The sequence below is a fragment of the Nocardia caishijiensis NBRC 108228 genome, assembly GCF_001612825.1.
Taxonomy (GTDB): Bacteria; Actinomycetota; Actinomycetes; order Mycobacteriales; family Mycobacteriaceae; genus Nocardia; species Nocardia caishijiensis.
Map to the genome: position 1 here is coordinate 238,097 of NZ_BDBE01000030.1, position 24,777 is coordinate 262,873.

22 protein-coding genes and 1 pseudogene are annotated in these 24,777 nt (G+C 69.3%); 15 read left to right on the plus strand and 8 right to left on the minus strand.

All coding sequences use genetic code 11. The features are described from left to right. Positions 1 to 21: 21 nt before the first annotated feature. The 3 genes and pseudogenes from NC7_RS14355 to NC7_RS14365 all read right to left on the minus strand — a co-directional run bounded on the left by NC7_RS14355 (position 22) and on the right by NC7_RS14365 (position 3,417). Positions 22 to 1,202, minus strand: a pseudogene (locus NC7_RS14355) (NAD(P)/FAD-dependent oxidoreductase). An 87-nt stretch (positions 1,203 to 1,289) separates the two neighbouring features. After that, positions 1,290 to 2,228: a sigma-70 family RNA polymerase sigma factor gene (locus tag NC7_RS14360; protein WP_067983195.1), complete on the minus strand. Its 939-nt coding sequence runs from the start codon at positions 2,226 to 2,228 to the stop codon at positions 1,290 to 1,292. A 10-nt stretch (positions 2,229 to 2,238) separates the two neighbouring features. Continuing rightward, a complete protein-coding gene (locus NC7_RS14365; protein WP_067983197.1) occupies positions 2,239 to 3,417 on the minus strand; it encodes an NAD(P)/FAD-dependent oxidoreductase in 1,179 nt (392 codons plus the stop codon). A gap of 111 nt (positions 3,418 to 3,528) precedes the next feature. On the opposite strand from NC7_RS14365, the gene NC7_RS14370 reads away from it, so the two are divergent. The 5 genes from NC7_RS14370 (at position 3,529) to NC7_RS29150 (ending at position 7,807) form a co-directional block, all read left to right on the plus strand. Beyond that, on the plus strand, positions 3,529 to 4,614 hold the full coding sequence (locus NC7_RS14370; protein WP_067983199.1) for a saccharopine dehydrogenase family protein: 1,086 nt from the start codon (positions 3,529 to 3,531) through the stop codon (positions 4,612 to 4,614). 74 nt (positions 4,615 to 4,688) lie between these two features. Further along, complete coding sequence (locus NC7_RS14375; RefSeq protein ID WP_067983201.1) at positions 4,689 to 4,916, plus strand: DUF6480 family protein; 228 nt, start codon at positions 4,689 to 4,691, stop codon at positions 4,914 to 4,916. A gap of 76 nt (positions 4,917 to 4,992) precedes the next feature. Then, on the plus strand, positions 4,993 to 5,889 hold the full coding sequence (locus NC7_RS14380) for a D-alanyl-D-alanine carboxypeptidase family protein (protein ID WP_084458485.1): 897 nt from the start codon (positions 4,993 to 4,995) through the stop codon (positions 5,887 to 5,889). A 50-nt stretch (positions 5,890 to 5,939) separates the two neighbouring features. Continuing rightward, positions 5,940 to 7,484: an MFS transporter gene (locus NC7_RS14385; RefSeq protein WP_236573446.1), complete on the plus strand. Its 1,545-nt coding sequence runs from the start codon at positions 5,940 to 5,942 to the stop codon at positions 7,482 to 7,484. A gap of 164 nt (positions 7,485 to 7,648) precedes the next feature. Next, positions 7,649 to 7,807, plus strand: coding sequence for a hypothetical protein (locus NC7_RS29150; RefSeq protein ID WP_157102004.1), 159 nt, complete (start codon positions 7,649 to 7,651; stop codon positions 7,805 to 7,807). A 49-nt stretch (positions 7,808 to 7,856) separates the two neighbouring features. On the opposite strand, the gene NC7_RS14390 is transcribed toward NC7_RS29150, so the two are convergent. After that, positions 7,857 to 9,128 (minus strand): tetratricopeptide repeat protein, encoded by a 1,272-nt coding sequence (locus NC7_RS14390; protein WP_157102005.1) that lies wholly within the window; start codon positions 9,126 to 9,128, stop codon positions 7,857 to 7,859. Between the two features lie 50 nt (positions 9,129 to 9,178). After that, positions 9,179 to 10,363, minus strand: coding sequence for a glycoside hydrolase family 76 protein (locus tag NC7_RS14395; protein ID WP_067983206.1), 1,185 nt, complete (start codon positions 10,361 to 10,363; stop codon positions 9,179 to 9,181). Between the two features lie 529 nt (positions 10,364 to 10,892). Here NC7_RS14395 and NC7_RS14400 point away from each other — a divergent pair. After that, a complete protein-coding gene (locus NC7_RS14400; protein ID WP_067983209.1) occupies positions 10,893 to 11,231 on the plus strand; it encodes an LGFP repeat-containing protein in 339 nt (112 codons plus the stop codon). Between the two features lie 139 nt (positions 11,232 to 11,370). After that, on the plus strand, positions 11,371 to 11,985 hold the full coding sequence (locus tag NC7_RS14405) for a hypothetical protein (protein ID WP_236573447.1): 615 nt from the start codon (positions 11,371 to 11,373) through the stop codon (positions 11,983 to 11,985). A gap of 4 nt (positions 11,986 to 11,989) precedes the next feature. On the opposite strand, the gene NC7_RS14410 is transcribed toward NC7_RS14405, so the two are convergent. Further along, positions 11,990 to 12,250, minus strand: a complete 261-nt coding sequence (locus NC7_RS14410) for a hypothetical protein (RefSeq protein ID WP_067983210.1) — start codon at positions 12,248 to 12,250, stop codon at positions 11,990 to 11,992. A gap of 208 nt (positions 12,251 to 12,458) precedes the next feature. On the opposite strand from NC7_RS14410, the gene NC7_RS14415 reads away from it, so the two are divergent. The 4 genes from NC7_RS14415 to NC7_RS14430 all read left to right on the plus strand — a co-directional run bounded on the left by NC7_RS14415 (position 12,459) and on the right by NC7_RS14430 (position 17,962). Beyond that, positions 12,459 to 13,685, plus strand: a complete 1,227-nt coding sequence (locus NC7_RS14415; RefSeq protein WP_067983213.1) for a bifunctional glycosyltransferase family 2/GtrA family protein — start codon at positions 12,459 to 12,461, stop codon at positions 13,683 to 13,685. Next, a complete protein-coding gene (locus NC7_RS14420; RefSeq protein ID WP_067983215.1) occupies positions 13,682 to 15,682 on the plus strand; it encodes a glycosyltransferase family 39 protein in 2,001 nt (666 codons plus the stop codon). The genes NC7_RS14415 and NC7_RS14420 overlap by 4 nt, the downstream gene beginning before the upstream one ends. A 103-nt stretch (positions 15,683 to 15,785) precedes the next feature. After that, positions 15,786 to 16,487 carry a response regulator transcription factor gene (locus tag NC7_RS14425; protein ID WP_067983217.1) on the plus strand — a complete coding sequence of 234 codons (702 nt, stop codon included), beginning with the start codon at positions 15,786 to 15,788 and terminating at the stop codon, positions 16,485 to 16,487. Further along, positions 16,484 to 17,962, plus strand: a complete 1,479-nt coding sequence (locus NC7_RS14430; protein ID WP_167352433.1) for a sensor histidine kinase — start codon at positions 16,484 to 16,486, stop codon at positions 17,960 to 17,962. The genes NC7_RS14425 and NC7_RS14430 overlap by 4 nt, the downstream gene beginning before the upstream one ends. On the opposite strand, the gene NC7_RS14435 is transcribed toward NC7_RS14430, so the two are convergent. Both NC7_RS14435 and NC7_RS14440 read right to left on the minus strand, forming a co-directional pair. After that, complete coding sequence (locus tag NC7_RS14435) at positions 17,963 to 18,847, minus strand: bile acid:sodium symporter family protein (protein ID WP_067983219.1); 885 nt, start codon at positions 18,845 to 18,847, stop codon at positions 17,963 to 17,965. A 103-nt stretch (positions 18,848 to 18,950) separates the two neighbouring features. After that, positions 18,951 to 20,315 carry an MFS transporter gene (locus tag NC7_RS14440; protein WP_067983221.1) on the minus strand — a complete coding sequence of 455 codons (1,365 nt, stop codon included), beginning with the start codon at positions 20,313 to 20,315 and terminating at the stop codon, positions 18,951 to 18,953. A gap of 118 nt (positions 20,316 to 20,433) precedes the next feature. Here NC7_RS14440 and NC7_RS14445 point away from each other — a divergent pair, with 118 nt between their 5' ends. From NC7_RS14445 to NC7_RS14460, 4 genes are all read left to right on the plus strand, one after another. Further along, positions 20,434 to 21,114, plus strand: coding sequence for a PAS and ANTAR domain-containing protein (locus tag NC7_RS14445; RefSeq protein WP_067983223.1), 681 nt, complete (start codon positions 20,434 to 20,436; stop codon positions 21,112 to 21,114). Positions 21,115 to 21,246: 132 nt separating this feature from the next. After that, on the plus strand, positions 21,247 to 21,822 hold the full coding sequence (locus NC7_RS14450; RefSeq protein ID WP_067983225.1) for a TerD family protein: 576 nt from the start codon (positions 21,247 to 21,249) through the stop codon (positions 21,820 to 21,822). Between the two features lie 102 nt (positions 21,823 to 21,924). Continuing rightward, positions 21,925 to 22,704: a M12 family metallopeptidase gene (locus NC7_RS14455; RefSeq protein ID WP_157102006.1), complete on the plus strand. Its 780-nt coding sequence runs from the start codon at positions 21,925 to 21,927 to the stop codon at positions 22,702 to 22,704. Between the two features lie 105 nt (positions 22,705 to 22,809). Continuing rightward, complete coding sequence (locus tag NC7_RS14460; protein ID WP_067983230.1) at positions 22,810 to 24,777, plus strand: trypsin-like serine peptidase; 1,968 nt, start codon at positions 22,810 to 22,812, stop codon at positions 24,775 to 24,777.

A 24,777-nucleotide genomic window follows, 5' to 3' on the forward strand; every position in this document is an offset into this window, starting at 1 on the left:
GTATGGTTCTCCGGTCGTGACTCAGGCGGTGGTCGCGGCGGCACGGCGCTCGCGCAGCACCTGTGGCCGGTGCTTGCCGTCTTTCGGCCACGAGTGCGAACCGGGCTTGTGTGCCTCGGTGACCAGGTGCTTCACACTGGCTTCGCACGAGAACTCCTCGAGCGCGCGACCGGCCGGGCCGGGGAAGTACAGGCGCATCGCGGTGTCGTCCTTGTGGCCGAGCTGGAAGATCCCGGCGCGGCGGCCGAAGCTGATGCACATGGCCTGGAAGGCCAGGTCGATGGGCGTGGGGTCGGTACCGTCGAGGCGATGCGCGATGGTGTCGGCGGCGTGGGCGCCGAGGCAACCCGCGACGTAGGCGCTCATGCGCAACGGCAGGTCCGAGGGCGCGCAGGAGTCGCCCGCAGCGACGATGCGATCGTCGTCCACGCTGGTCAGTGTCTCGTCGGTGAGCAGGCGCCCGGCGGCATCGGTGCGCAGTCCGCTGCGCGCCGCCAGGTCCGGAACTCCGAAACCCGCTGCCCAGATGGTGATCTCGCTGGGCAAGCCGGCGCCGACCGCCAGGCGCACCGACGTCTTCGTCACCTCGGCGACCTTGGACTCGGGGCCCTCGAGAAGGCCGACGCCCAGCTTCGTCAGGTACTTGCGCGCGGTGCGGCGGGCCCGGGGGTGCAGGTAGGGGCCGAGGACACCGCCGCAGACCAGGGTGACCGAACGTCCCTGTTCGGCGAGTTCGGTCGCGGTTTCGATGCCGGTGGGTCCGCCGCCGACCACGGTCACCGGAGCAGACATCGCCCGGTCGAACAGGACCGAGCGCAACCGCTGCGCCGATTCCAAAGTGGCCACGGGATAGGCGAATTCGGCGGCACCGCGCACCTGCGGTTCGGGGGCGCCGCTACCGGCCGCGTAGACGAGGTGGTCGTAGTCGAGGTCGGGGCCATCGGCCCGCGTAACGCGCCGGGAGTACGGGTCGATCGCGGTGACGCTGTCGACCAGGAGCGAGACACCGTCGGCCAGTACGTCGCGGTAATCGACGATCGCGTCGTGGGTGCCGCCGACCAGCTGATGCAGGCGCAGCCTCGGCACGAAGACCGGGCGCGGGTTGACCACGGTGACGCGCACGTCTCGACGTGAGCTGAGTCGGTTGGCCGCCATCACCCGGCGTATCCGCCGCCGATCACGACCACGTGGTTGGTGTTCATGGTGTCTCCTTCGCTCCGAGCGGGTTCGAGCACAAGACACCGCACGGGCGAGAATCCTGACATGATGTGACGCGGATCACTATCTCGCTACCACACCTCGATGGGCACGCTGTCGTGGTCGCCGCGCTGCCACTGTTCGGCCAAACGCGCCAACCGCGCCGGGTTGGCTACGGCACGCACGCCCGCGATCCGGTCGTCGCGCATCTCCATGATCGCCACGCTCAGGACTCGTTCGTCGAGGGTGAAGACGATGGCCGGGCAGCCGTTGACCAGGGCGGCGTGGAAATCGGGCAGGCGACCGTCGAGGTGACGACTGACCGTGTCCCGCCGGAAACCCGCCCGCATCGCGATCGCCAGCCGCGACGGACCGGCGAAGCGCACGAGCTTGCGGGCCGTCCCACCGAAACCGTCGGAGGTGCCGGTGGCGTCGGCGGTGAGCAGGGCGATGAGCTGTTCGGTTCGACCCGTCGAGGCGGCCGCGATGAACGCCTCGACGATGCGCCGTGCCGCCGCGCGATCGGTGCCGGTCCCGTTGCGGGCGGCGGTGATCCGACGGCGGGCACGATGCGCGTGCTGCTGGCTGGCCGACTCGCTGATGCCGAGGATGTCGGCGATCTCGGCATGACCGTACGAAAACGCTTCGCGCAGTACATATACCGCGCGTTCCACCGGCGTCAGCTGTTCGAGCAGCAGGAGCACCGCCAGCGTCACCGATTCACGCTGCTCGGCGGTGTCGGCGGGCCCGAGCATGGGGTCGCCGTCGAGCAGCGGCTCGGGCATCCAGGCACCGATCGCCCGTTCCCGGCGCACCTTCGCCGAACGCAGACGGTCGATGGCCAGATTCGTGACGATCTTGGTGAGCCAGGCCTCCGGCACCTCGACGTGGTCGCGCTCGACCGCCTGCCACCGCAGAAAGGCGTCCTGCACGGTGTCCTCGGCATCGGCGGCCGACCCGAGCAGGCGGTACGCGAGCGAGGCCAACCGGTGGCGGTTGGCCTCGAAACGCGCGACGGTCGCGGTGTCCATGAGCACGACTCTAGGCGGCGACGACCCCGGGCGATCCCGCGTCGGCGCGGGTCCGGTAGTGGTGGTCGAGTCGGCCGAAGGTGGGGCGGCTGATCGCCCAGCCGCTGGTCCCCACGATGGCCGACTTCACCCATACCGCGGGCCTGCCGCACAGTGCGCCCGGCTTGGCGCGGGCATCGCCGTCGACGAACTGGAAGATCGCGTCCGCGCGCCCGAGGCTCACGTGGTTGCCGACGTAGCTCAGCGATGTGCGCTTGACCGGGCGTCCGGTGAGTTCGCCGATGATCGTGGCCGTGGCCTGCTGCCCGGTGAACCCGGCCGACGCGCACGACATCGGTAGCGGCTGACCGTTGCCGCCGATGACGAACGCGCTGTCGCCCGCGACGAAAACATTCGGGTGCGACACCGACCGCAGCTCGCGATCCGCGGTGATCTGCCCGTTCGGTCGCACCGCCAGGCCACTGGCTGCCGCGATCGGGTGCACCGCGAAACCCGCTGCCCAGACGGTCGCGTCGGAGCCGAAGACGGTGTCGTCGGCCGCGCACGCCGCGCTCGGTTCGACTCGTTCGATCGTCGTGTTCTCGTGCACGGTGATGCCGAGCCGGTCGAAGGCCCGCAGCAGGTGCTTGCGCGCCTTCGGCCCGAGCCAACCGCCGACCTCCCCGCTGGTCGCCAGGGTGACCCGCAGGTCGGGGTGGGCCTCGGCGATCTCGGTCGCGGCCTCGATGGCGGTGAGGTTTCCGCCGACCACCAGCACGTCGCCGTCCGACCCAAGTGCGCGGAGGCGGGCGCGCAGCCGCAGCGCCGAAGGACGTCCGGCCACGTTGTAGGTGTGGTCGGCGACACCGGGGACACCGTGGTCGGCGACGGTGCTGCCGAGCGCGTAGAGCAGGGTGTCGTAGCCGAGACGACCGCCGTCGTCGAGGGTGACCCGACGACGATCGACGTCGAGCTCGACGACCCTGGCCACCCGCAGCCGGATACCGGTGCCAGCGAAGATTTCGGTCAGCGGGCGATGCGGCAGCTCGTGCCCGGCGGCGAGCTGGTGCAGCCGCAACCGCTCCACGAAGTCCGGTTCGGCGTTGACGACGGTGATCTCGACGTCGTCGGTATGCAGTTGACGGGCGAGGAAACCGGCGGAGAAGGCCCCGGCGTACCCGGCTCCGAGAACAACGATGCGGTGCTTCATGATTCGCTCCTGTCTGGTTCGCGTACACCCTGAACGAGACAGCTCCCGGTTTCCTGACAGCGCGCGGAGGTGAACTGGACCACACCCTGACCAAGCGCTTAGTGTTCCCCTATGTCACACCTGAACGGCGAGCCGACCGTGCTCATCTACGGCGCCTACGGCTACACCGGTGAACTCGTTGTCACCGAAGCACTCTCGCGTGGACTCCGGCCGCTGATCTCGGGCCGTTCGGCCGAGCGGGTCGGTGAACTCGCCGCACGGCACGGCCTGACGGCCCGTCCGTTCGATCTCGCCGACACCGCGAACGCCGCCGCGCAACTCGCCGATGTCGACACCGTGCTGCACTGTGCCGGGCCTTTCGCCCGCACCTACGAGCCGATGCTGGCGGCCTGCCTGGCCAGCGGGACCAACTACCTGGACGTGACCGGCGAGACCGAGGTCTTCGCCGCGATCTACGCCCGCCACGACGACGCGGTGCGGGCCGGTGTCACCGTGATCCCCGGCGTCGGGTTCGACATCGTGCCGACCGACCATCTGGTCGCTCGCCTGGTCGGCGAAGTACCCGACGCGGTCGGCGCCGACGTGGCGATGATCAGCCGTGGCGGTTTCAGCCGGGGCACCCTGCGCACCGCGGTCGACGGCATCGGCCGGGGCAACCTCGTGCGCTCCGGCGGTGCGCTGGTGAGCGTGCCCCACGCGCACCGCACCAGGACGATCGATGTGGGTCGGGATCGGCCGGTCCGGGTCGCCAGCACCCCGCTGGGGGACGTGTGCAGCGCGGGGCACGGCTACGGGCTCACCGAGGTGGCCACGTTCACCGCCGTGCCGCTGTCGTCGGTGGTGCGGGTGCTGAGCACGCCGCTGCGGTTCGTCACGGCGACCGGTCCCGGACGTGTCGTGGCCGACCTGGTGATCGACCGCATCCCGGTGCCCGACCAGGCGACCCGCGACACCACTCGTAGCACCGGGTGGGCCAGTGTCCGCCGTGCCGACGGCACCGGGCTGTCGCTGGCGGTCGATGTCTCCAACACCTACGCCTTCACCGCTCGATCGATGGTGCACGCGGCGCTCACCCTGCATTCCCGTCCCACGCCGCACGGCGCGCACACCCCGGCGAACGCGCTGGGTGCCGACTTCCTGCTGACGATTCCCGGCGGCGACATCAGCTGGCCGTATCCGGAGCCGCGTCCACTCTGAACGCCGCCTTCGGTGCCGCGATTGAGGACGGCGACCTCGGGTAAGTGCGCTGTGTCAGGAAGGCAGGTGACCCCATGACCTCGATGGATCCCGACCCGCGCAATACCCCCGACCTGGAACCCGGCGGTGGTGTTCCACCCGGTTCCACCCCGCCGGAGGCACCGCAGACCTCCGGTCTCTCGGCGCCGGAGCCGAGCACTCGCCACCATTTCCCGGTCACCGGTGTCGGTGCGGTGGTCGTGGTGCTGGTGCTCGTCGCCGTCTTCGTCGCCGTGGCGATCGGGCTGATCGCCGCGATCTAGAGACACCGCCACGCCGGAAATCCCGCAGGTCGCGGGATTTGTGCGCCAGACTGTGCGGATGCCGACATTTGCCAGGGTGTTGCACACAGTTGTGGCCGGGGCGCTGGTCGTCGCGGCTGGTCACGGCGTCGCGGGCGCCGCACCGTCCGGCAGTGCCGAGGGGCCGTGGGCGGGCGGCCCCGAGGGCGTGCAGGCCGCGGGCGCGGCGCTGGCCGACGGATTCACCGGCACGGTGGTGTGGGGGCGCGAGGCACACACCCCCGTCCCCATCGCCAGCATCGCGAAGGTGATGACCGCCGTGGTCGCGATCGCTACCGGCGATCTGGAACGTCCTGTCACCGTTCCCGCCGAGGCGGGTGCCTACTGCGCCCAGCACAACGGCAGCACCGCCGGACTCACCGCGGGCGAGGTGCTCACCGCCCGCCAGCTCCTCTACGCATTGCTGCTGCCCTCGGGCTGCGACGCCGCCTACGCCATCGCCGAGTCGTTCGGTCCCGGTCAGGCCGGTTTCCTCGGCCGGATGAACGACACCGCCCGCGTCATGGGCCTCGGCGCCACCCAGTTCACCGATCCGAGCGGCCTGCCCAACCCCACCGACGACTCCACCCACTCCACCCCGGCCGCGCTCGTCGCGCTCGGCGTGCGCGCGATGGCGCTGCCCGCGTTCCGTGAGATCGTCGCCGCCCGTGACCACCACGTCCCCGCCGACCACGACAACCGTGAACACCATTGGGAGACAACCAACAAGCTGCTGCACGAGTACCCCGGTGCCATCGGCCTCAAGACCGGCAACACCAACGCCGCCGGGCACTGCCTGCTGTTCGAGACGGTGCGCGCGGGCATCCCCCTGATCGGAGTGGTGCTGCACAGTTCCGACACCAGCAGCGCGGTCGCCCGCGACGACGCCACCCGAATCCTGAACTGGGCCTACGACCCTGTGTTGAGTGCGCTGGCGCCCATCGGCGTGCGCTGAGCGTCGCGCGCGGGTCGGCACGCCCGCCCGATCGCCAGTAACCTTTGCCCGTGATCACGTTGGGCAAAGGCGCCGCGCGGCCGAAGACGGCGTTGGCCGCGGTCGTCGCGGTGGTGTTCGTAACCTTCCTCGATACGACGGTGGTGAGTGTCGCGCTCGGCGCGATCCGCACCGAACTCGGTACCGATGTGACGCTGTTGCAGTGGGTGGTCAACTCCTACACGGTCGTCTTCGCCGGGCTGATGCTGGCCGGTGGATCGCTCGGTGACCGGTTCGGGCGCAAACGGGTGATGATCATCGGTCTGGTGATCTTCTGTGCGGGGTCGGTGGTGTCGGCCATGGCGAGCACCGTCGGGATGCTCATCGCCGGGCGCGCCATCATGGGTCTCGGTGCGGCGGCGTCGGAGCCGGGGACGCTGTCGGTGCTGCGCCACATCTTCCCCGACGACCGGGCCCGCGCGAAGGCGATCGGGGTGTGGGCGGCGGTGTCGGGTCTGGCGTTGGCCGCGGGGCCGGTGCTCGGTGGGGTACTCGTGCACGCGTACGGCTGGCGGTCGATCTTCTGGTTCAACCTGGTGATCGGCGCGGTGGCGCTGGTCGCGGCGCTGTGGTCGGTGCCAGAGAGTGCCGACCCCAGTCCCGAACCCATCGACTGGGCGGGTGCCGTGCTCGGTGCCACCGCCTTCGGCGCGGTGATCTACGCCGCGACCGTCGGCCAGGATCGTGGCTACACCTCGCCGCTCGTCCTCGGCTTCTTCGCGCTCGGTGTGGTGGCGCTCGTCGCCTTCGTCTTCGTCGAAACCCGTGCTCGCGCACCGATGCTCGATCTGAAGTACCTGCGGATGCCCGTGGTGCGCAGCGCGCTGGTCGTCGCGTTCGCCGTCTACTTCGGGATATTCTCGATCTTCTTCTTCACCGCTATGTATCTGCAAGTGACACAGTCGTATTCGGCCGCGCGCACGGCCGCGGTCTTCGCACCGATGGCCGGGACCATCGTGATCGGGTCGCTGGCGGCCGGGTACTGGGTGTCGCGCCGTGGCGCCCGGGTGCCGATGATCCTGGGCTGTGTGGTCGGTGCCGCTGGCATTCTGCTCACCCGGCAGGCGATGAGCGGAACACTGCACGATCCGACGATCGCGGCGGCCATGGCGGTGGCGGGCATCGGCTTCGGAATCGCGGTCGTCCCGTTGACGTCGGCGGTGATGACGGGCGTGCCCCCGCAGCACTCGGGAATGGCCGCGGCCGTGACGAATACGATGCGGCAGGTCGGTTCCGCGTTCGGGGTGGCGATTCTCGGTGCCGTGGTGAGCTCGTTCCTGTCCGCGGACCTGAAAGCCAAGATGAGCGAGCTCGGGGTGCCGACCACGCTGCAACCCGACGCCGTGCAGGCCGTGGAACGCGGGCGTCTGCCCGAGGGGGCCAACCCGTTCAAGTACCTGCCCTACATCCGCGATGTCATGGACGCGGGCAAGGTGGCCTTCCACCACGGTCTCGACGCGGCCCTGATCGCCTCGGCGGTCCTGATCCTCGCCGCCGCGGCCTTCACCGCCGTCGACGAACGACCGCGCGGACAACAGCGGGCCGGGGCCGTCTGACACAGGTCGCCTCGACCTGGACGGGCCTCAACCCCTAGTCCCCCTAACTCCCCACCAGAACACCCCCAATCCCCGCATCAACCGATGACCTGCGCACACCGCGCCCATACAGTCATCTCAGACCCGGTCGCCCCGCTTCATTCCCACTCTGAAAGGAAGAGGCCATGACCGCCAACCGCACCCCGAGCACCCCCGGCCAGCGCAGCGTCGCCCAGATGCGCCGAGCCCTCCCCACCCCCTGGACAGCCGACCTGACCGACCGCCCCAGCCGAGGCACCACCCGCACCCGCCCGGTCCTGCGCATCCAAGCCCTCGAGAACTGACTGCTCGACACGTCTCGTGTCATCTCGACCCGGTGACGGGCGGACGGGCTCAGGCGAAGTACGAGCTGCGGACGGGGCCGGGGGAGCGGACGGGGGTGCGGGGGCCGTGGAGCCAGGTTTCGGCGGTGGCCGCGACGAAGGTGGTGAAGGTGGTGTCGGGGTCGGGTGGGGTCTCGCCGTCTCCGGGGTCGGGGGTGGGGTCGGCGGCGGCGATGTCGGCGGCGATCTCGGACTCGGGGCGGGTGTCGGCGGGGACCGGCTCGAGGCCGTTGTCGCCCACCCGCTGAGTGGCGGCCCACGGTGCGATGACGGTCTGGTGGAGCAGGCCGCTGATGTCGGCCGTGACAGGGGCGGGCTGCGTCCAGCAGGTGGCGTGTTCGAACAGGATCTGACCGGGGGTGCGCTCGTGCAGGGTGACGACGAGGTCCGGGTCGACGGTGCGCAGGTCGTAGGCCACGACGAGGGTGTCGGCGGCGCCGGGTTCGTACTCCTGGGTGGGCAGGCCGAGCACCTGGCCCGTGGCGAGACCGAGGATGCGGTCGGGCCGGTCGGGCAGCAGCGACACCGTGCGTGGTGTGCGCCCGGCCGCCGAAAGCGCGAGGCCGAGGCGGTCGATGCCACGGCGGCACAGGGTGGCGCTGTCGCCCAGGTAGGCCCAACGTCCGGTCATTCCGGCGTCGAATCCGTAGGGCGACATCGTGGCGAGGTAGCCGCCGGTCAGGGTGAACTGCCACCCGCGCAGGTCTCGATCGTCCAGCGTGCTCACGGCCGCGGCCCGCTCGGCGCGAATCAGCATGCGGCCGACCCGATCACGGGCGAAAACCCAGTCGTCATCGGGTTCGGCCAGCGCGGCGAACTCGGCGCGAGCGGTCGCCGGATCGCCGGACAGGATCGAGTTGTACACCAGCAGATAGTGTTCGGCCCACTCGCGCGGACTCGACGAATACCGCAGCAGCACCTCGACGGCCTCGGCGTGACGATGTTCGTCCTCCAAGGCGGCCACCAGCTCCGCGAGTGCTTGTCGCACAGTGGAATCCACGCGCAACGATTCGCGCAGAACCGGAACGGCGGCGAAGGACAGACCATATTCGACACAGTCGTAGCCGAGCATCGTGAGTGCGCGCGGATCGGTGGCGTCCGGGAGAGCCGCTCGCGCACTGGTCGCCAGTCGCTCCAGTTCGGCGGCGTCGGCGAGCTCGATCAGGAAGGTCACGAGTTCGGGGAGCGGGAGCTGCTCGGCGATCGGACGCAGCGACCGCACCGACCCACCGAGATCCCCCTGGGCGAGCAAACCACGAGCGTCGTTCAATTCGATTGTCATCGCCATCATCCTGAGCGAGAAGCGAGACGAGGGCAACCGGGATTCGATGCTCAGTATCCGGCGGCGCTCAGTCGGCAGTCCGCCTCCAGCAGCATCCATCCGCTCAGCTGAACCGAGAGATCACGGGGCGGCTCGGTCCCGGTGTCACCGAGCTGGCTCAGCGTGGCCGCCACCGAGACCGGCCGAGACCAGTCGGATCCGAACAGCGGTAGCCCGTCGACCTCGCCGCGATGCGCCCAGGCCGCCCGTGCGGAAGTCCGCACGATTCTCGCGGCCGTCGGATCGCCGAGGGCGAGTGCGGTTTCGGACAGATAGCGCGCGAGGATGCCCATGAACAATCCGGAGTCGTCATCGGTGGCGCCGATGATCACACCGTTGTCGGTGAGCAGATCGTCGACCACGGCGACCAGCACGGCCGCGCGCTCGCGGTACACGGGGTCTCCTGTGCGCGAGAACAATTCGGTGTCGAGCCCGATCGCGACGCCCTGACAGTAGGTGTGCACCGTGCGGTCGACCGCGCCGCCGGGCTCGTGCACACCGTCGAGAACCAGCCCGCTGGCGGGATCGCGCAGCCGGGTGTGCAGGAACTCCGCCAGCCGGGCAGCGCGGGCGAGATCACCGAGCCGGGCCAGGGCGATGCCTGTCGGTCCGATCGCGGGGGTGTTGTAGAAGTCGTCGCCCGAACGCCACGGTACGGCACCGAGCTTCGGATTCCAGCCCTCGACCACGGCCCCGCGCAGGTCGTTCACCGCGTCCTCGAAGCACACACCCGGCAGCCGTCGCGCGCGGTCGAGCGCGAGCAGCAACCACGCCATGTCGTCGTAGTACCGGTTCGTCCACCCGGTGACGTTGCGGGTCCGGATCCCCCGTGCCAGCGCCACCACCCGGTCGACGCGCTCGGGTGTGCGGGCGCGCTCGGCGGCGTCGATCGCGCAATCGACCAGGTGGGCCTGCCACCAATAGCACCACCGCCCGAACGACTGGTCGGTGAGCGAGGCGGGCCAGACCAGAGTGCCGAGTTGCCGCTGCGGCAACCCCCACAGTGATCGGACGTGCCGGGTGACGATCGCCCGCTCGGCCAGGTCGGCGCGCCGTCCGCTCTCCCCTGGCACCGCCGCGCCACCGCGCGTGATCGCGCCGGTCCTGGTCGGCGGGGACAGTGCGGTGAGTGCCACCGCCGCGCCCGCGCCCCACAGCACCCGGCGGCGGCTGATCCCGTTGCCGTGCCGCTCCACTCGACTCCCTCACTGGACACCATCCCGGGCCAGGCACCGTATCGCCGCTGCCCGGCGTCGGCATGGCCGACCGGTGAACCGTGCCGGTGACGCGCGCATCGATCGGCTGAACACGGCATCGCGCCACCGTCGGAAACGCGCGACAGGCGACACGAGAGATGTTCGGCCGCAGGATGTCTCACCATTGTCGGCCCACAACGGCTACGGTGGTGCCGTGGCAAGGGACGAGACGTCCCACCGGCCCGCAGATCGTGCGGGTGCTCGAAGGCCACGGGGTCGAAGAAACAGCAAGCGTCACCGAGCTCGACGGTGCGGATACACAGGCGTATTCGTGCCGCTGCGCGGCGGTGCCGTGTTGATGTCGTTGGGGTAGCCAGGATGTGACGAACACGATGCTGACAAGTAGCCATTCGCAGCATTTCTCGTGTCGAAGCCATGTCTTTTCGCGAGTCATCCCCAAAACTGTCGACGATGCGGTAACTTAGCGGCTGCTTTGCCAATGATTGTCTGTGTGAAAGGAATTGGGTTCATGGGATTCGAAGCCACGGGAGCGATCGGCGACCACTACAACGAAGCCGGTGGCGCGTCGAGCCCCCTCGGCGAGCCGATCTCGGCGGAACTGGATGCCCCCAACGGCGGCAAGTACCAGGAGTTCACCGGCGGCGTCATCTACTTCAAGCTCCCCACCGGGGCCAAGACCGTCTACGGCGCGATCCGTCAGGCGTGGGAGGCCGAGGGCGGCGCGGGCGGCCGTCTCGGCTACCCGACCTCCGACGAGCAGGACATCGAGGGCGGCAAGATCAGCCACTTCGAGAACGGTACGATCAGCTACTCGATCGCCGACGATGCGGTGACGATCAACGCCTAGCGTGATCTTCGCCGGTGGGCACCGATCCGACGGGTCGGTGCCCACTGTCGTGTCCCGGTCTTGATCGGCCAAGGCCTGCGTATTCGCTCGGTAGCGGGGTACACGCCACCCACCTGAATTGTCGATGATGGGAGGCGTCATGGTGAACGTCGACGAGAAAGGCACGACCGGGCGAGGCGGACGACTGCACATCCCACGCAGCCGCGGCGCGCTCGGCGGCCTCGCGGTGCTGCTCCTCGGTCTCTGGGGTGCGCTCATACCGTTCATCGGGCCGTACTTCGATTTCGCCTACACACCCGACGAGCCGTGGGTCTGGACGACGGCACGCGGCTGGTTGCAGGTGCTACCCGGTGTGGTCGCGATCGTGGGTGGCCTGCTGATGTTGATGAGCCGCAACCGGGTGGTCGCCAGTTTCGGCGCCTGGCTCGGTGTGGCCGCGGGCGCGTGGTTCGTGATCGGACCGTTCCTCGCCGCACTGTTCCGGCTCGGGGACATGGGTGAACCGGTGGCCGGGTCGGACGTCAAGCGCGCACTGGTGCAGCTGACGTTCTTCTACGGGCTCGGCGCACTGATCCTGTTCTTCGCCGCCGGCTCGCTGGGCAGGCTGTCGGTCCGCAGCACCCGTGACATCGCTTTCGCCGAACGTACCCGCGTGGTCGGGGACGAACGGGCTCCCGTGGTGACCGACGACGCCGTTCCCACCCAGGGCGCGCACACCCGGGGATTCGGCGGTATCCGGCACCGGCCGGTGTGAGCGGTCAGGCGGTCTTGACCGTGACCATCGTGTCGGCGCTCGGGTAGTCGAGGACGCGCAGCCGCCCGGTGACCAGGTCGACGGTGTCGGCCACCACGCGGCCCGCGCGGCGCGCGTCGTCGGCGAAGCTGGTGCTCACCACCCGGTAGCTGCGCTTGGCGGTGAGCACGATGTCGCCCGCGCGCAGATGACCAGCGGAGCGGGGCGCGCCCGCGATGTCCTCGGCCGCGCCGGTCCCTCTGATGAGCTCGATCAACTTCAGCACTGTGTTCTCCAGCCTGTGAAAACGCCGCCTGACGTCCCGTCCGCCGGGTCGGCGAGCGGTATCCAGCTCTCTGTACCCCGAATCGTGACGGTTGAACCCTCCGATTCCGGGCACTCGTCGCAGTCCGGCGAGCTACGTCGTAGGGCGTCCAGGTAATTCCCAGGTCAGGCGCAGGTCCGCTCCAGGCTGGGCGATCACTGTCGGTGTCATGACCGACACAGACACCGCCCCGTGGGCGGCAACCGTGGCCGAGGTGACCACCGCCCCCGGGGTGGACGTGGTCGTTCCGGTCTACAACGAGGAAAACGACCTGGCCGACTGTGTGCGCAGGCTGCACGCGTTCCTGCGTGACGGGTTCCCGTTCACCGCGCGCATCACGATCGCCGACAACGCCTCCTCCGACAACACCCTGCTGATCGCCCAGCATCTGGCCACCGAACTCGACGGCGTGCGCGTGGTGCACCTGGACCGCAAGGGTCGGGGGCGGGCGCTGCACACCGTGTGGGCTGCCTCCGACGCGCAGGTGGTCGCCTATATGGACGTCGACCTGTCGACCGATCTCAACGCCGTGCTGCCCCTCGTCGCGCCGCTGATGTCGGGGCATTCCGAGATCGCGATCGGTTCCCGGCTGGCCACCTCGGCCCGGGTGGTGCGTGGACCCAAGCGGGAGCTGATCTCGCGCGGCTACAACCTGCTGCTGCGCACCTGCCTGGGGGTGCGGTTCTCCGACGCCCAGTGCGGCTTCAAGGCGATGCGTGCCGACGTGGCGCGCGCACTGCTGCCGATGGTGCGCGATCGAGAGTGGTTCTTCGACACCGAGCTGCTCGTCTTGGCCGAGCGGGCCGGGTTGCGCATCCATGAAGTGCCCGTCGACTGGATCGACGATCCCGACAGCCGCGTCGATATCGTCGACACCGTCCGCAAGGATCTGTTGGGAATGTGGCGCCTCGGTCGGGAGCTGGTCAGCGGACGACTGCCGCTGGCCGAGCTGCGCGCCGCGAGTGGCCGGGAACCGCTCGTTCCCGGCGTGCCGTCGGGGATGGTGGGGCAGCTGGTGCGCTTCGCCCTCGTCGGTGTGTTGTCGACGCTGGCGTATGTCGCGTTGTATCTGCTGCTGCAACCGGTGACGGGGGCGCAGGCGGCGAACCTGCTCGCCCTGCTGGTGACCGCGGTGGCGAACACCGCGACCAATCGAGCCTTCACCTTCGGTATCCGCGGCCCCCGGGGCCGTGCGGCCCAGCATGTCCAGGGGCTGGTGATCTTCGTATGCGGTCTCCTCATCACCAGCGGGTCGTTGTTCGCGTTGCACCGCTGGGCCCCCGGCGCGTCGGTGCACAGCGAGCTGGCGGTGCTGGTCGTCGCGAATTGTGTCGCCACGCTTGTTCGTTTCGTCGGGCTGCGGTGGGTGTTCCGTGCTGCGGGTGATCGCCGATGACCACGCTGATCGCGAGGCCGGAAGCCGAACCGGCAGTGAATAATTCGGCGACCCGGCCGAAATGGGAGTTTCCGGCGCTTGCTGTCCTGCTGATCGGCACGGCGGTGGCCTACTTGTGCAACCTCACCGCCAACGGCTGGGCCAATTCGTTCTACGCGGCCGCCGTGCAGGCCGGTTCGGTGTCGTGGAAGGCGTTCTTCTTCGGGTCGTCGGACGCGGCGAACGCGATCACGGTCGACAAGACCCCGGCCGCGCTGTGGCCGATGGAGTTGTCGGCGCGGTTGTTCGGATTCAGCAGTTGGAGCATGCTCGGGCCGCAGGTGCTGCTCGGCGTCGCGTCGGTGGGGCTGCTGTGGGCGACGGTTCGCCGGTATCACGGTGCGGCGGCCGGTCTGCTCGCCGGTCTCGGGCTGGCCCTGACTCCGGTGGCGGCGTTGATGTTCCGGTTCAACAACCCCGACGCGCTGCTGGTGTTCCTGATGATCGCCGCGGCCTGGGCCCTGTTGCGCGCCACCGAATCCGGGCGCGTGCGCTGGTTGGTGTTGTGCGGGCTGTTCATGGGGTTCGGCTTCCTGGCCAAGCAACTGCAGGTGCTGTTGGTCCTCCCGGCCCTGGTGCTGGTGTACCTGTTCGCCGGGCCGCCGAAACTGGGGACCCGCGTGCTGCACCTGTTCGCCGCCGGTGCCGCCATGGTGGTCGGCGCGGGTTGGTGGGTACTGATCGCGCAGCTGTGGCCGGTCGATTCCCGACCCTACTTCGGTGGCTCGCAGAACAATTCGATCATCGAACTGACCCTCGGCTACAACGGTCTCGGCCGACTGAGCGGCAACGAAACCGGCAGTGTCGGTCCGGGCGGTGAGCTGCCCCCGGGCGGCAACGGCATGTGGGGGCAGACCGGCCTCACTCGATTGTTCGACTCGGCGCAGGGTGGGCAGATCGCGTGGTTGCTGCCCGCCGCGCTGATCCTGACGGTCGTGGCGCTGGTCGTCTACGGCCGGGCGCCGCGCACCGACCTGCGGCGGGCGTCGGTTCTGCTGTGGGGCGGTTGGCTGTTGGTCACCGCCGCGGTGTTCAGCTTCATGCAGGGGATCTTCCACCAGTACTACACCGTCGCCCTCGCGCCCGCGATCGCCGCGCTCACCGCCATCGGCGCGGTGCTGCTCCGGCACCGTCGCGAGCGGCTGTGGGCGCGCGGATGCGCGGCCGCGACGATGGCGGTGACCACCGCGACGGCCTGGGTACTGCTCTCGCGCACCAGCGATTTCGTGCCGTGGCTGCGGTGGGTCGTCCTGGTCGGCGGAATCGGCGCGACGCTCGCCTTGTCGCTGCCACCCGCGCCCAAACGTTCGGGGGTGGCGGCCCTGCTGGCCGGTGCTGTCGCACTCGCCGGGCCTGCCGCTTACACCGTCGAGACCATCGCGTCGGTCAATACCGGGTCCATCCCCAGCGCCGGGCCGGACGTCCGAGGTGGGTGGGGCATGCCCGGCGGCGGCATGCCGGAGGGTCGGGGCGACCGGGGAGCGCCAGGTGTCGCCACGGGTAGTCCTTTCGGCGCCATCCCTGGCGACGGCGCCGCTCAGCCCGGCGCGGCGGATGAGGCTCTGATGCCGGGCGGGGGTGGTGCTCCGAACGGTCGTGGTGACGGCGGTTTCCTCGGTGGCGCGAGTCAGGTGAGCGAGGCGGTGATCGCCCTGCTCACCGACAACGCGGACGCCTACACCTGGGCCGCGGCGGCCACCGGCTCGAACTCCGCCGCGACCTACCAGCTGGCCACCGAACTGCCGGTGATGTCGCTGGGCGGATTCAACGGCAGCGACCCGTACCCCACCCTCGCGCAATTCCAGCAGTACGTGGCCGACGGCCGGATCCACTATTTCATCGGCGGCGGCGCCGGTGGACCGGGTGCGCGCGGCGACGACGCGATCACCGCCTGGGTGACGCAGAACTTCACCGCCCAGCAGGTCGACGGCGTCACCGTCTACGACCTGACCAGCTGAACCTCGGGTACGCGACGACCGTCGAGGTCGTCGCGTACCCGTTCACAGGAAACGCCCAGTTTCCTTCCAGGTCCGTGTGCGGTGGGCCAGCCATGCTGAAACCATGAGCGCCGACAAGCCCGAAGCCCGCATCCTCGTCGTGGACGACGAACCGATGATCGTCGAGTTGCTGAGCACCAGCCTGCGATTCCAGGGTTTCGAGGTGGCGACCGCGGCCGACGGCGCGGCCGCGCTCGACGCGACACGTAAGTTCCGTCCCGACGCCCTGGTCGTGGACGTGATGATGCCCGGCATGGACGGTTTCACCCTGCTGCGCCGGTTGCGTGCCGACGGTGTGATGGCCCCGGTACTGTTCCTGACCGCTCGCGATCAGACCGAGTCCAAACTGACCGGTCTCGGTCTCGGCGCCGACGACTACGTGACCAAACCGTTCAGCCTCGAGGAGGTGATCGCCCGCATCCGGGTGATCCTGCGCCGGGCGGGCGCGGCGGCTTCGGAACGGAGCCCGAGATTGCGCGTCGCCGACATCGAGCTCGACGACGAGAGCCATGAAGTGTTCAAGGCAGGGGAGCCGGTGAGTTTGTCACCGACCGAATTCACGCTGCTGCGCTACTTCATGGTGAACGCGGGCAAGGTGCTGAGCAAGCCGATGATCCTGGATCACGTGTGGCACTACGACTTCGGTGGTGACGCGAACATCGTCGAGTCCTACGTGTCGTACCTGCGACGCAAGGTCGACACCACCGAACCCAAGCTGCTGCACACCTTGCGCAGCGTCGGCTACGTGCTGCGGGAACCGCGATGACCGTATTCGCCGCGGCGGCACGGCGATTCGCCGCGGTGCCGCTGCGGGTCGGACTGGTGCTCGTGCTGCTCGCGCTCGCGGCGGTGGTGCTCACCTCGGTCGGTGCGGTCGTCACCACGGTGATGTCGAATTCCCTCACCGACCGAGTCGACGAACAGTTGATCGACGCCGCGCGGACCTGGGCGCAGCCGCGAGCGATGAAACAGGTCACCGACGCGGCGGGCACCACCCGCTGGGTACCCGCCGACGCACCGAACGGCGTACCGCTGGAAGGCGAGCAGCCGCGCCGCTTCGCCGAGATCCGAACCGGGCCCGACGGCGAGGTCTATCTCGAGTCGCCCGGCGCGACCGACGGCTCCGCCGGGCTACCGGATGCCACCGGCGGCGATCCCGGACCGCGCACCGTCGATTCCCGCAGTGGCCCCGACACCAGCTGGCGGGTGCTGACCACCACGAACGAGCACGGCTCGGTCACCGTCGGGCTGTCGCTGTCGGAAACCCGGCAGACGATCACGGGTCTGCTGCTGGTGCAGCTCGTCGCGGGCGTCATCGCGTTGCTGCTGCTCGGTGTCGTCGGCTACCTGGTGGTGCAGTGGAGCCTGCGCCCGCTGCGCGCGGTGGAGGAGACCGCGGCCGCCATCGCGGACGGTGACCTGCACCGTCGTGTCCCCGTGCGGGGTGTCGACACCGAGGTCGACCATCTGGCCCGCTCACTGAACGTGATGCTCACCCGTATCCAGGACGGTGTCGCCGCGACCGAGGCCTCGGAGGCGGCGGCGCGCCGGTCCGAGTCGCGGATGCGGGAGTTCGTCGCCGACGCCAGCCATGAACTGCGCACCCCGCTCACCACCATCCGCGGCTTCGCCGAGCTGTACCGGCACGGGCACCGCGCCGACCCCGAGACCCTGTTCGGTCGCATCGAGGCCGAGTCCATCCGGATGGGCGGGCTCGTCGGTGACCTGCTGATGCTGGCCAACCTCGACGCCAACCGCCCCCTCGAGCGGGCGCCGGTGGATCTGCTCGCGCTGGCCCGCGACGCGGTGGGCGATGCCCACGCGCGCGATGCCGGGCAGCCGGTTCCCCGGTCGCTCGACCTGGAAGTGGTCGGTGACGGCGCGATGGTCGTCCTCGGCGACGAGGCACGGCTGCGGCAGGTCCTGGCGAACCTGCTCGGCAACGCCCTCACCCACACCCCGCCCGGTAGCCCGATCATGGTGCGTCTGCGTCCTGGTGACGACGAGGTCGCCGTCGACGTCGTCGACGAGGGGCCCGGCCTGTCGGAACAGGCGGCGGCTCGGGTGTTCGAACGGTTCTACCGCACCGACGACTCGCGCGCCCGATCCAGCGGCGGCTCGGGCCTCGGGCTGTCGATCGTGCAGGCCCTGGTGGCGGCGCACGGCGGCCACGTCGGAGTCGCGAGCACACCCGGTCGTGGTGCCACCTTCACCGTGGTGCTGCCCCGCGACGGTCGCTGACTACGCCGTGACCGCGGCGACCTCGCGGTGGATCTTCCGTCGGCTGATGATCACGCCGAACAGTGTGGCCAGCGGCGTCATCAGGACCGCGTACACGGCGGCGGGCACCGCGATGCGCGCACTGTCGAGCACAGTGATCGCGAGGGTGATCGCGATCGCACTGTTGTGCACCCCCACCTCCATCGACGACGCGATCGCCTGCGGGGCGCTCACCCCGAAGGCGAGCGGCACCAGGTAACCGGTGGTGAGGCTGATTACGCAGAACGCGATGGTGATCGCCCCGACATCGAGGAAGTACCCACCGATCGCCGCCCGGTCCGCGATCATCGTGACCACCACGATCACCGCCAGAATCAGAATCGACGCGATCCGCACCGGCAGATCCATCCGGTCGGCGAATCCGGGCGCCCGGCGCCGCACCTGCATACCGATCAGGACCGGGATCAGCACGATCGCTATCACCTGCAGGGTCTTGCCGAACTGCAGTCCCAGTTGGCCCGTCTCGTTCGCGGCGAACTGGTGGACGGCCAGATTGGTGACCACCGGGACGGTCACCACGCACAGCATCGAATTGACCGCGGTGAGCGTCACGTTCAGCGCGACATCACCCCGGAACAAGTGGCTGAACAGATTCGCGGTCGCCCCGCCGGGCGAGGCGGCCAGCAGCATCATCCCCACCGCGAGCAGCGGCTCGAGGTCGAACAGCATCACCAGTCCGAACGCCACCGCGGGCAGCACGATCACCTGACACACCAGAGCCACCGCGACGGCCTTCGGCGCCCGCGCGACCCGGGTGAAATCGGCACCGGTCAACGACAGGCCGAGCCCGAACATGATGACGGCAAGCGCGGGTGGCAGAGCCGTGGAAAGGAATGAGGAGTTCATACACCACCGATCGTCGCGGAATCCTCACCTTATGCGGCAACAGCTTTCGCCACACCCTGCTTCGGGCGAACACGGTCACCGGTGCGGTCGGCCGGGTACCTGCTCAGGCGGCGAGGGCGTGGGAGTCGCGTGGCCACCGCTGGTGTGCGGCGTCGATGACGTAGGGGTGGGTGTGCTGGTAGAGCCGGTCGGTGATGCGCACCGCGTCGGTCAGGCGGGCCGGGTCGATGGTGCCGATCTCGTGCAGGTGGGTGATCTCGGCCGGGTCGTTGTGGGGCCAGGAGCGCAGCGCGACCGTGGCGCCGAGGGCGGCCGAGCCGAGGAGCACCAGCCAGGTAGTGGTGAAACCGGTCGCGGTGGAGAGCCATCCGGCGATCGGGTAGGTGAGCAGCCAGGCCAGGTGCGACAGTGAGAACTGCGCGGCGAACAGCGCGGCCCGGTCGGCGGGTTGCGAGGACCTGCGCAGGATCTGCCCGGTCGGGGTGAGAACCGCGGCGGTGCCCGCCCCGACCATCGCCCACACGGCCCCGGCCGCGAGCCAGCGCCATTGTCCGTCCGTGGCGTTCGACAGCGCGACGGCCGCGCCGAGACCGGTGAGCAGGACCGCCGCGCCACTGAGCATCACCGATCGGGGACCGACCCGGTCCAGCACTCCGGGCAGCGACAGCGCTACGACCATGGTGCCGAATCCGTTGGCCGCCAACAGAACCGCGACACCGGTCTGCGAACCACCGAGCGTGTCGCGCACATAGTTGACGGTGTTGACCATGACGACCGACCCGGCTGCGGCCACCACCAGGTTGAGGCCGAGCAGCCCGCGTAGCCGAGGCGTCGCGGCGAAGATCCGCATCCCCACCGCGATTCGTTGCCGGAAACTGCCACCGGTGGTCGCGCCCGCGTCGGGAATCCGGGTGGCGACCACGAGCACGGCCGAGATCACGAAGCCGATGGCGGTGCCGACGAACAACCAGTGGAAGCTGATGAGGGTGAGTGCGGCCGCCGCGAGCATCGGGCTCAGCAGCGTCTCCATCGTCGCGGCCAGCTGAGCCGCCGACAGCGCCCGGGTGTAGTCGCGTTCGTCGGGCAGGATGTCGGGGATCACCGCCTGATACGTCGGGGTGAAGGCCGCCGAGGCGGTCTGGAGCACGGCGATGAGCACGTAGATGTGCCAGATCTGATCGATGAACGGCAAGGCGAGCACCACGGCGCCACGGACCGCGTTGAGCGAGACCAGAAAGATCCGGCGCGGGAACCGGTCGGCGTAGGCGGCGACGATCGGGGCGACGGTCACGTAGACGAGCATCTTGATGGTGAGAGCGGTCCCGAGCACGGCGCCCGCCTCGGCACCGGCCAGGTCGTAGGCGAGCAGGCCGAGCGCGACGGTGGTCAGCCCGGTGCCGGACAGCGCCGTCATCTGGGCGGTGAAGAGCCGGAGATAGTCGCGGTTGGCGAACAGCGAGGTGATCATGCGTCGAAGGTACGACTCCTGGCGGCGATTGTAAACCCCTAGGGGGTATGGGTATCAAATCCGGTTTTCGGCCCCGACAGCCTCCTGACCCGGTGAGATGGTAAATACTTATCAAGTGATGTTGAGTGACGAATCAGTACCGGACGCGGTCACCGCGATCAGCCAGGTGATCGGCGCCGAGGCCTGCGCGGGCATCGGCTCCTTCCAGTTCTGGTTCGCCGACGGCCGCTGGGAATGGTCCGACGAGCTCGCCGAGATCTACGGCTACCGACCCGGTGAGGTGGAGCCGACGACCGAACTGCTGCTGTCGCACAAACACCCCGACGACCAGCAGGATCTCGGCACCGCGATCACCTGCGCCGTCGACGCGGGTGAACCGGTCTGCGGCAGGCACCGCATCATCGACACCCATGGCGACGAGCACGAGGTCATCATCGTCGGTGACCACCTCATCGACGACGAGGGCACGGTCATCGGCACCACCGGCTACTACATCGACGTCACCCAGCGCCTGGAGGACGAACGCAAGGAAATCCTCGACGAGACCCTGCCCGAACTGATCGAGGCACGCGCCGCCATCGAACAGGCCAAGGGCGTCATCGCCCTCATGTACGGGGTCGGCCCCGACCAGGCGTTCAAGGTACTGCGCTGGCGCTCGCAGGAGACGAACACCAAACTGCGTGACCTCGCCGCTCAACTCGTCGAGGACGCCCGACGCCTCGAACCCCAGATCCCCGGCTGCCGGACCCGCTTCGACCACCTGCTGCTGACCGCGCACGAACGCGTCGATCAGGCCTGACACGGCGGCGGAATCCGGCTGTATACCAGAGTTTTTCGGGTTTCCGGTGAGGCGTCGTCGCGTCACCGCGCAGTGCTAGGGTGCGAATCGTCGGCGCCCTCTGTGCCGCGTTGATCGATGGGAGTAATCGGTATGGGTGTCAGTTTGTCCAAGGGTGGCAATGTCTCGCTGACCAAGGCGGCGCCGAACCTCACCGCCGTCGCGGTCGGTCTCGGCTGGGATCTGCGGACCACCACCGGCACGGACTTCGACCTCGACGCCAGCGCCATCGCGCTCGGCGCCGACAAGAAGGTCGTGTCCGACAAGCACTTCGTGTTCTTCAACAACCTGAAGTCGCCTGAAGGCTCCATCGAGCACGTCGGTGACAACCGGACCGGCGAGGGCGCCGGTGACGACGAGGTCGTCAATGTCGACCTGGCCAACACCCCGCCGACCATCGACTCCATCGTGTTCCCCGTCTCGATCTACGACGGTCTCACCCGCAATCAGTCCTTCGGCCAGGTCCGCAACGCCTACATCCGCGTGGTCGACCAGGCCAACGGCGAGGAGCTGGCCCGCTACGACCTGTCCGAGGACGCCTCGACCGAAACCGCCATGGTGTTCGGTGAGCTGTACCGCAACGGCGCCGAATGGAAGTTCCGCGCCATCGGCCAGGGCTACGCCTCGGGCCTCGAGGGCATCGCCCGCGATTTCGGCGTCAATCTCTGATCTCTCCCGCACCGGGGCCGCCCAGCGCGGCGGCCTCGGCCGGTCGAACGGGTAGTGCGCTACTCGCGCGTGTGCCGCTGTCGGCGCCGCACGCTGAAGCGCATGACCATCGAAAACTCTTCCACCCACGTGGAGGCCACGGGCGAATTCCGTTCGGGCCCAGAAGCAGGCGCCACCCCGATCGGCAGTGTCGGACACGGTGTGCGCGAACTCCGCTACGCCGCGGTCGACGACCTGGCCGTCTTCGAGGGCGACATCGTGCTCGGCACCCTCGCCGAGATCGACGACCGCCGTCGGCTCGAAGGCATCGTCGTCACCGGCGAATTCTTCCGCTGGCCGGGCGCGATCGTTCCGTTCGAGATCGATCCGGGGTTGCCCGCCGCGCACCGTGTGCACGACGCGGTCGCGCACTGGCACGAGCGCACCAGGATCCGTTTCGTCCCCCGCACCGCGCAGCATCCCGACTTCGTGCGCTTCGTGCCGAGCACCGCGAGCCGGTCCCCGGTGGGTAGGCGGGGCGGCCCGCAGACGATCGAGCTCTCCGACGGCGCGCCGGTGGGCACCGTGGTGCACGAGATGGCCCACGCGCTCGGACTCTGGCACGAACAGAGCCGAGAGGACCGCGACAGCTTCGTCGAGGTCCGCCTCGCACACGTCGACCCCGCCCACCGGCACAACTTCGCCCAGCACATCACCGACGGTGACGATGTCGGCGGCTACGACTTCAGCTCCATCATGCATTATCCGCCGACGGCTTTCAGCGTGGACGGCAGCCCGACCATCGTCGCGCGCGTGCCGCTGCCGCCGGGCACCGGCATGGGCCAGCGCAGCGCACTCTCACCGGGTGACGTGGCCGCTGTGCACGCCATCTATCCCGGCTGAGTACCCCGTCGCGCGGAATTCGAGTGGTGCACTACTCGTGTCCGGCACCACCTCCCGCGCCCACGCTGACACCACCAGCACACACTCCCCGGGCGAGGTGACCCCATGGACAACGACAGCGAAGTACGCACCGACGCGTGGCGTGAACAGATGGACGCCGCGGCGCGACGGTTCGCCGCGACCGCCGAGCAGCGCGAAGAAGTGCAGCGCCGACGAGCCGCCACCGAGTCGGTGGTCGTCGACACGAAAGAGCAGATCGTCGCCCGCGCCGACCGGTTGCTCGTCGCCGGGGAGGTGCCCGCCAAGGCGGTGATCGACCTGGGCAGACACGACCCGGTCGACGGCATCGGCTCCCTCGAGCGGGTGATCGGCTTCGCCAACGAGTTGCAGGCGGTGAACTTCCTGACCCGAGGTGCCCGTGCGGCGCACGCGGTGGCCCGGATCTCGTTGAACGACAACGGCCGTCAGATTCCGATCGGCACCGGCTCGATGGTGTCGCCGCAGCTGCTGCTCACCAACAACCACGTGCTGCCGACCGTGGCGGATGCCGCGTCGGTGGTGGTCGAGTTCGGTGCCGAGGTCGCGGCGAACAACGTGCCCGGCCCCACCGTGCACTACCGGTTGGCGCCCGAGGAACTGTTCGTCACGAGTGAGCATCTGGACTACACGCTGGTGCTGGTCGCACCGAACACCGACGGTTCGGTCGCGGGCACGGAGTTCGGCTGGAACAAGCTGATCGCCGAGCCGGGCAAGATCGTGATCGGTGAGGCGATGAACGTCGTCGGCCATCCCTCGGGCAGGCTCAAGGAGATCTCGATCCGGGACAACCGCCTCGACCTGCAGCTCGAGCATTTCCTGCACTACCACTCCGACACCGAACCGGGAAATTCCGGTTCGCCGGTCTTCAACGATCAGTGGGAGGTCGTCGCCCTGCATCACGCCGGGGTGCCGAAGAAGGACGACAAGGGCCGGGTGCTGCGCAAGGACGGCAAGCTGTGGCAGCGCGGCGACGGTGACGACGCCATCGAGTGGATCGCCAACGAGGGCACCCGGGTGAGCGTGCTGCTGCGCGACCTGGCGTCCCGGTGCTTCGAGCCCGCCCAGCGCGCGCTGCTCGACGAGCTCGGTCCCACGGCGGCGCTTCCTGTGGTCGAGGCCGTGGCCGCGCCGGTGCCACAGCCTGTTCCGGTACGCGAGAGCACCGTGCGCGGTCTGCGCGGACGACCTGTCGGCACCGGCGGACGCAGCGTGCTGTTCCTGCACGGGCGCGGTCAGCAGGGCCGCGACCCGGCCGAACTGCGCCGCAACTGGACCGCCGGATTGAACAAGGGCCTCACCCTGGCCGGGCTCGCACCCGTCGACCCCGCCGACGCCTACTTCCCCTTCTACGGCGACCGGCTCGTCGAGAGCATGGACACGCGGGAAGCCGTCGACGCCGGCCCCGCCCTGTACGAAGACCTGGTCGCCGAGGCGGCGCACCGCGCGGGCATGCCGACCGACCTGCCCGCCGACCCGCAGAGCCGCGAACTGTTCGGCGGCTTCGGTGCGGTGCTGCTCGACCGGTTGCACGACCAGTTGAGTTGGATCGCCGCCCGCAGCGGGCTCGATTCGGCGCTCATCGGCGCCATCTTCAAGGACGTCGCCGCCTATCTCGACGACGAACGAGTCCGCAAGGGCGTCCTCGACGCGGTCCTGGCCGATGTGCCCGGCAGCGGCGAGCTGATCCTGGTGAGTCACAGCCTCGGCACGGTGGTCGCCCTCGATCTGCTCACCCAGCTCCCGCAGGAAGTGAAGGTGCGCCTGCTGGTCACCGCGGGCAGCCCCCTCGGACTCGACGGGGTGTACCGCAAGCTGCTCACCGGTGGGGCGAATCGGCCCGAGCGGGTGGGTGACTGGCTCAACACCTGGTACGCGGGTGACCCGATCGCGATCGGCTGCCCGCTGAGCCAGGCGTGGGGGCCCGGGCTGCGGGAGGTCGCGGTCGAGAACTCGAAGGAACACGCGCACGACATCGCCGAATATCTCGCCCACGCCGCCGTCGCCGCCGCCATCGGTGGCGCGCTGTCCGCATAA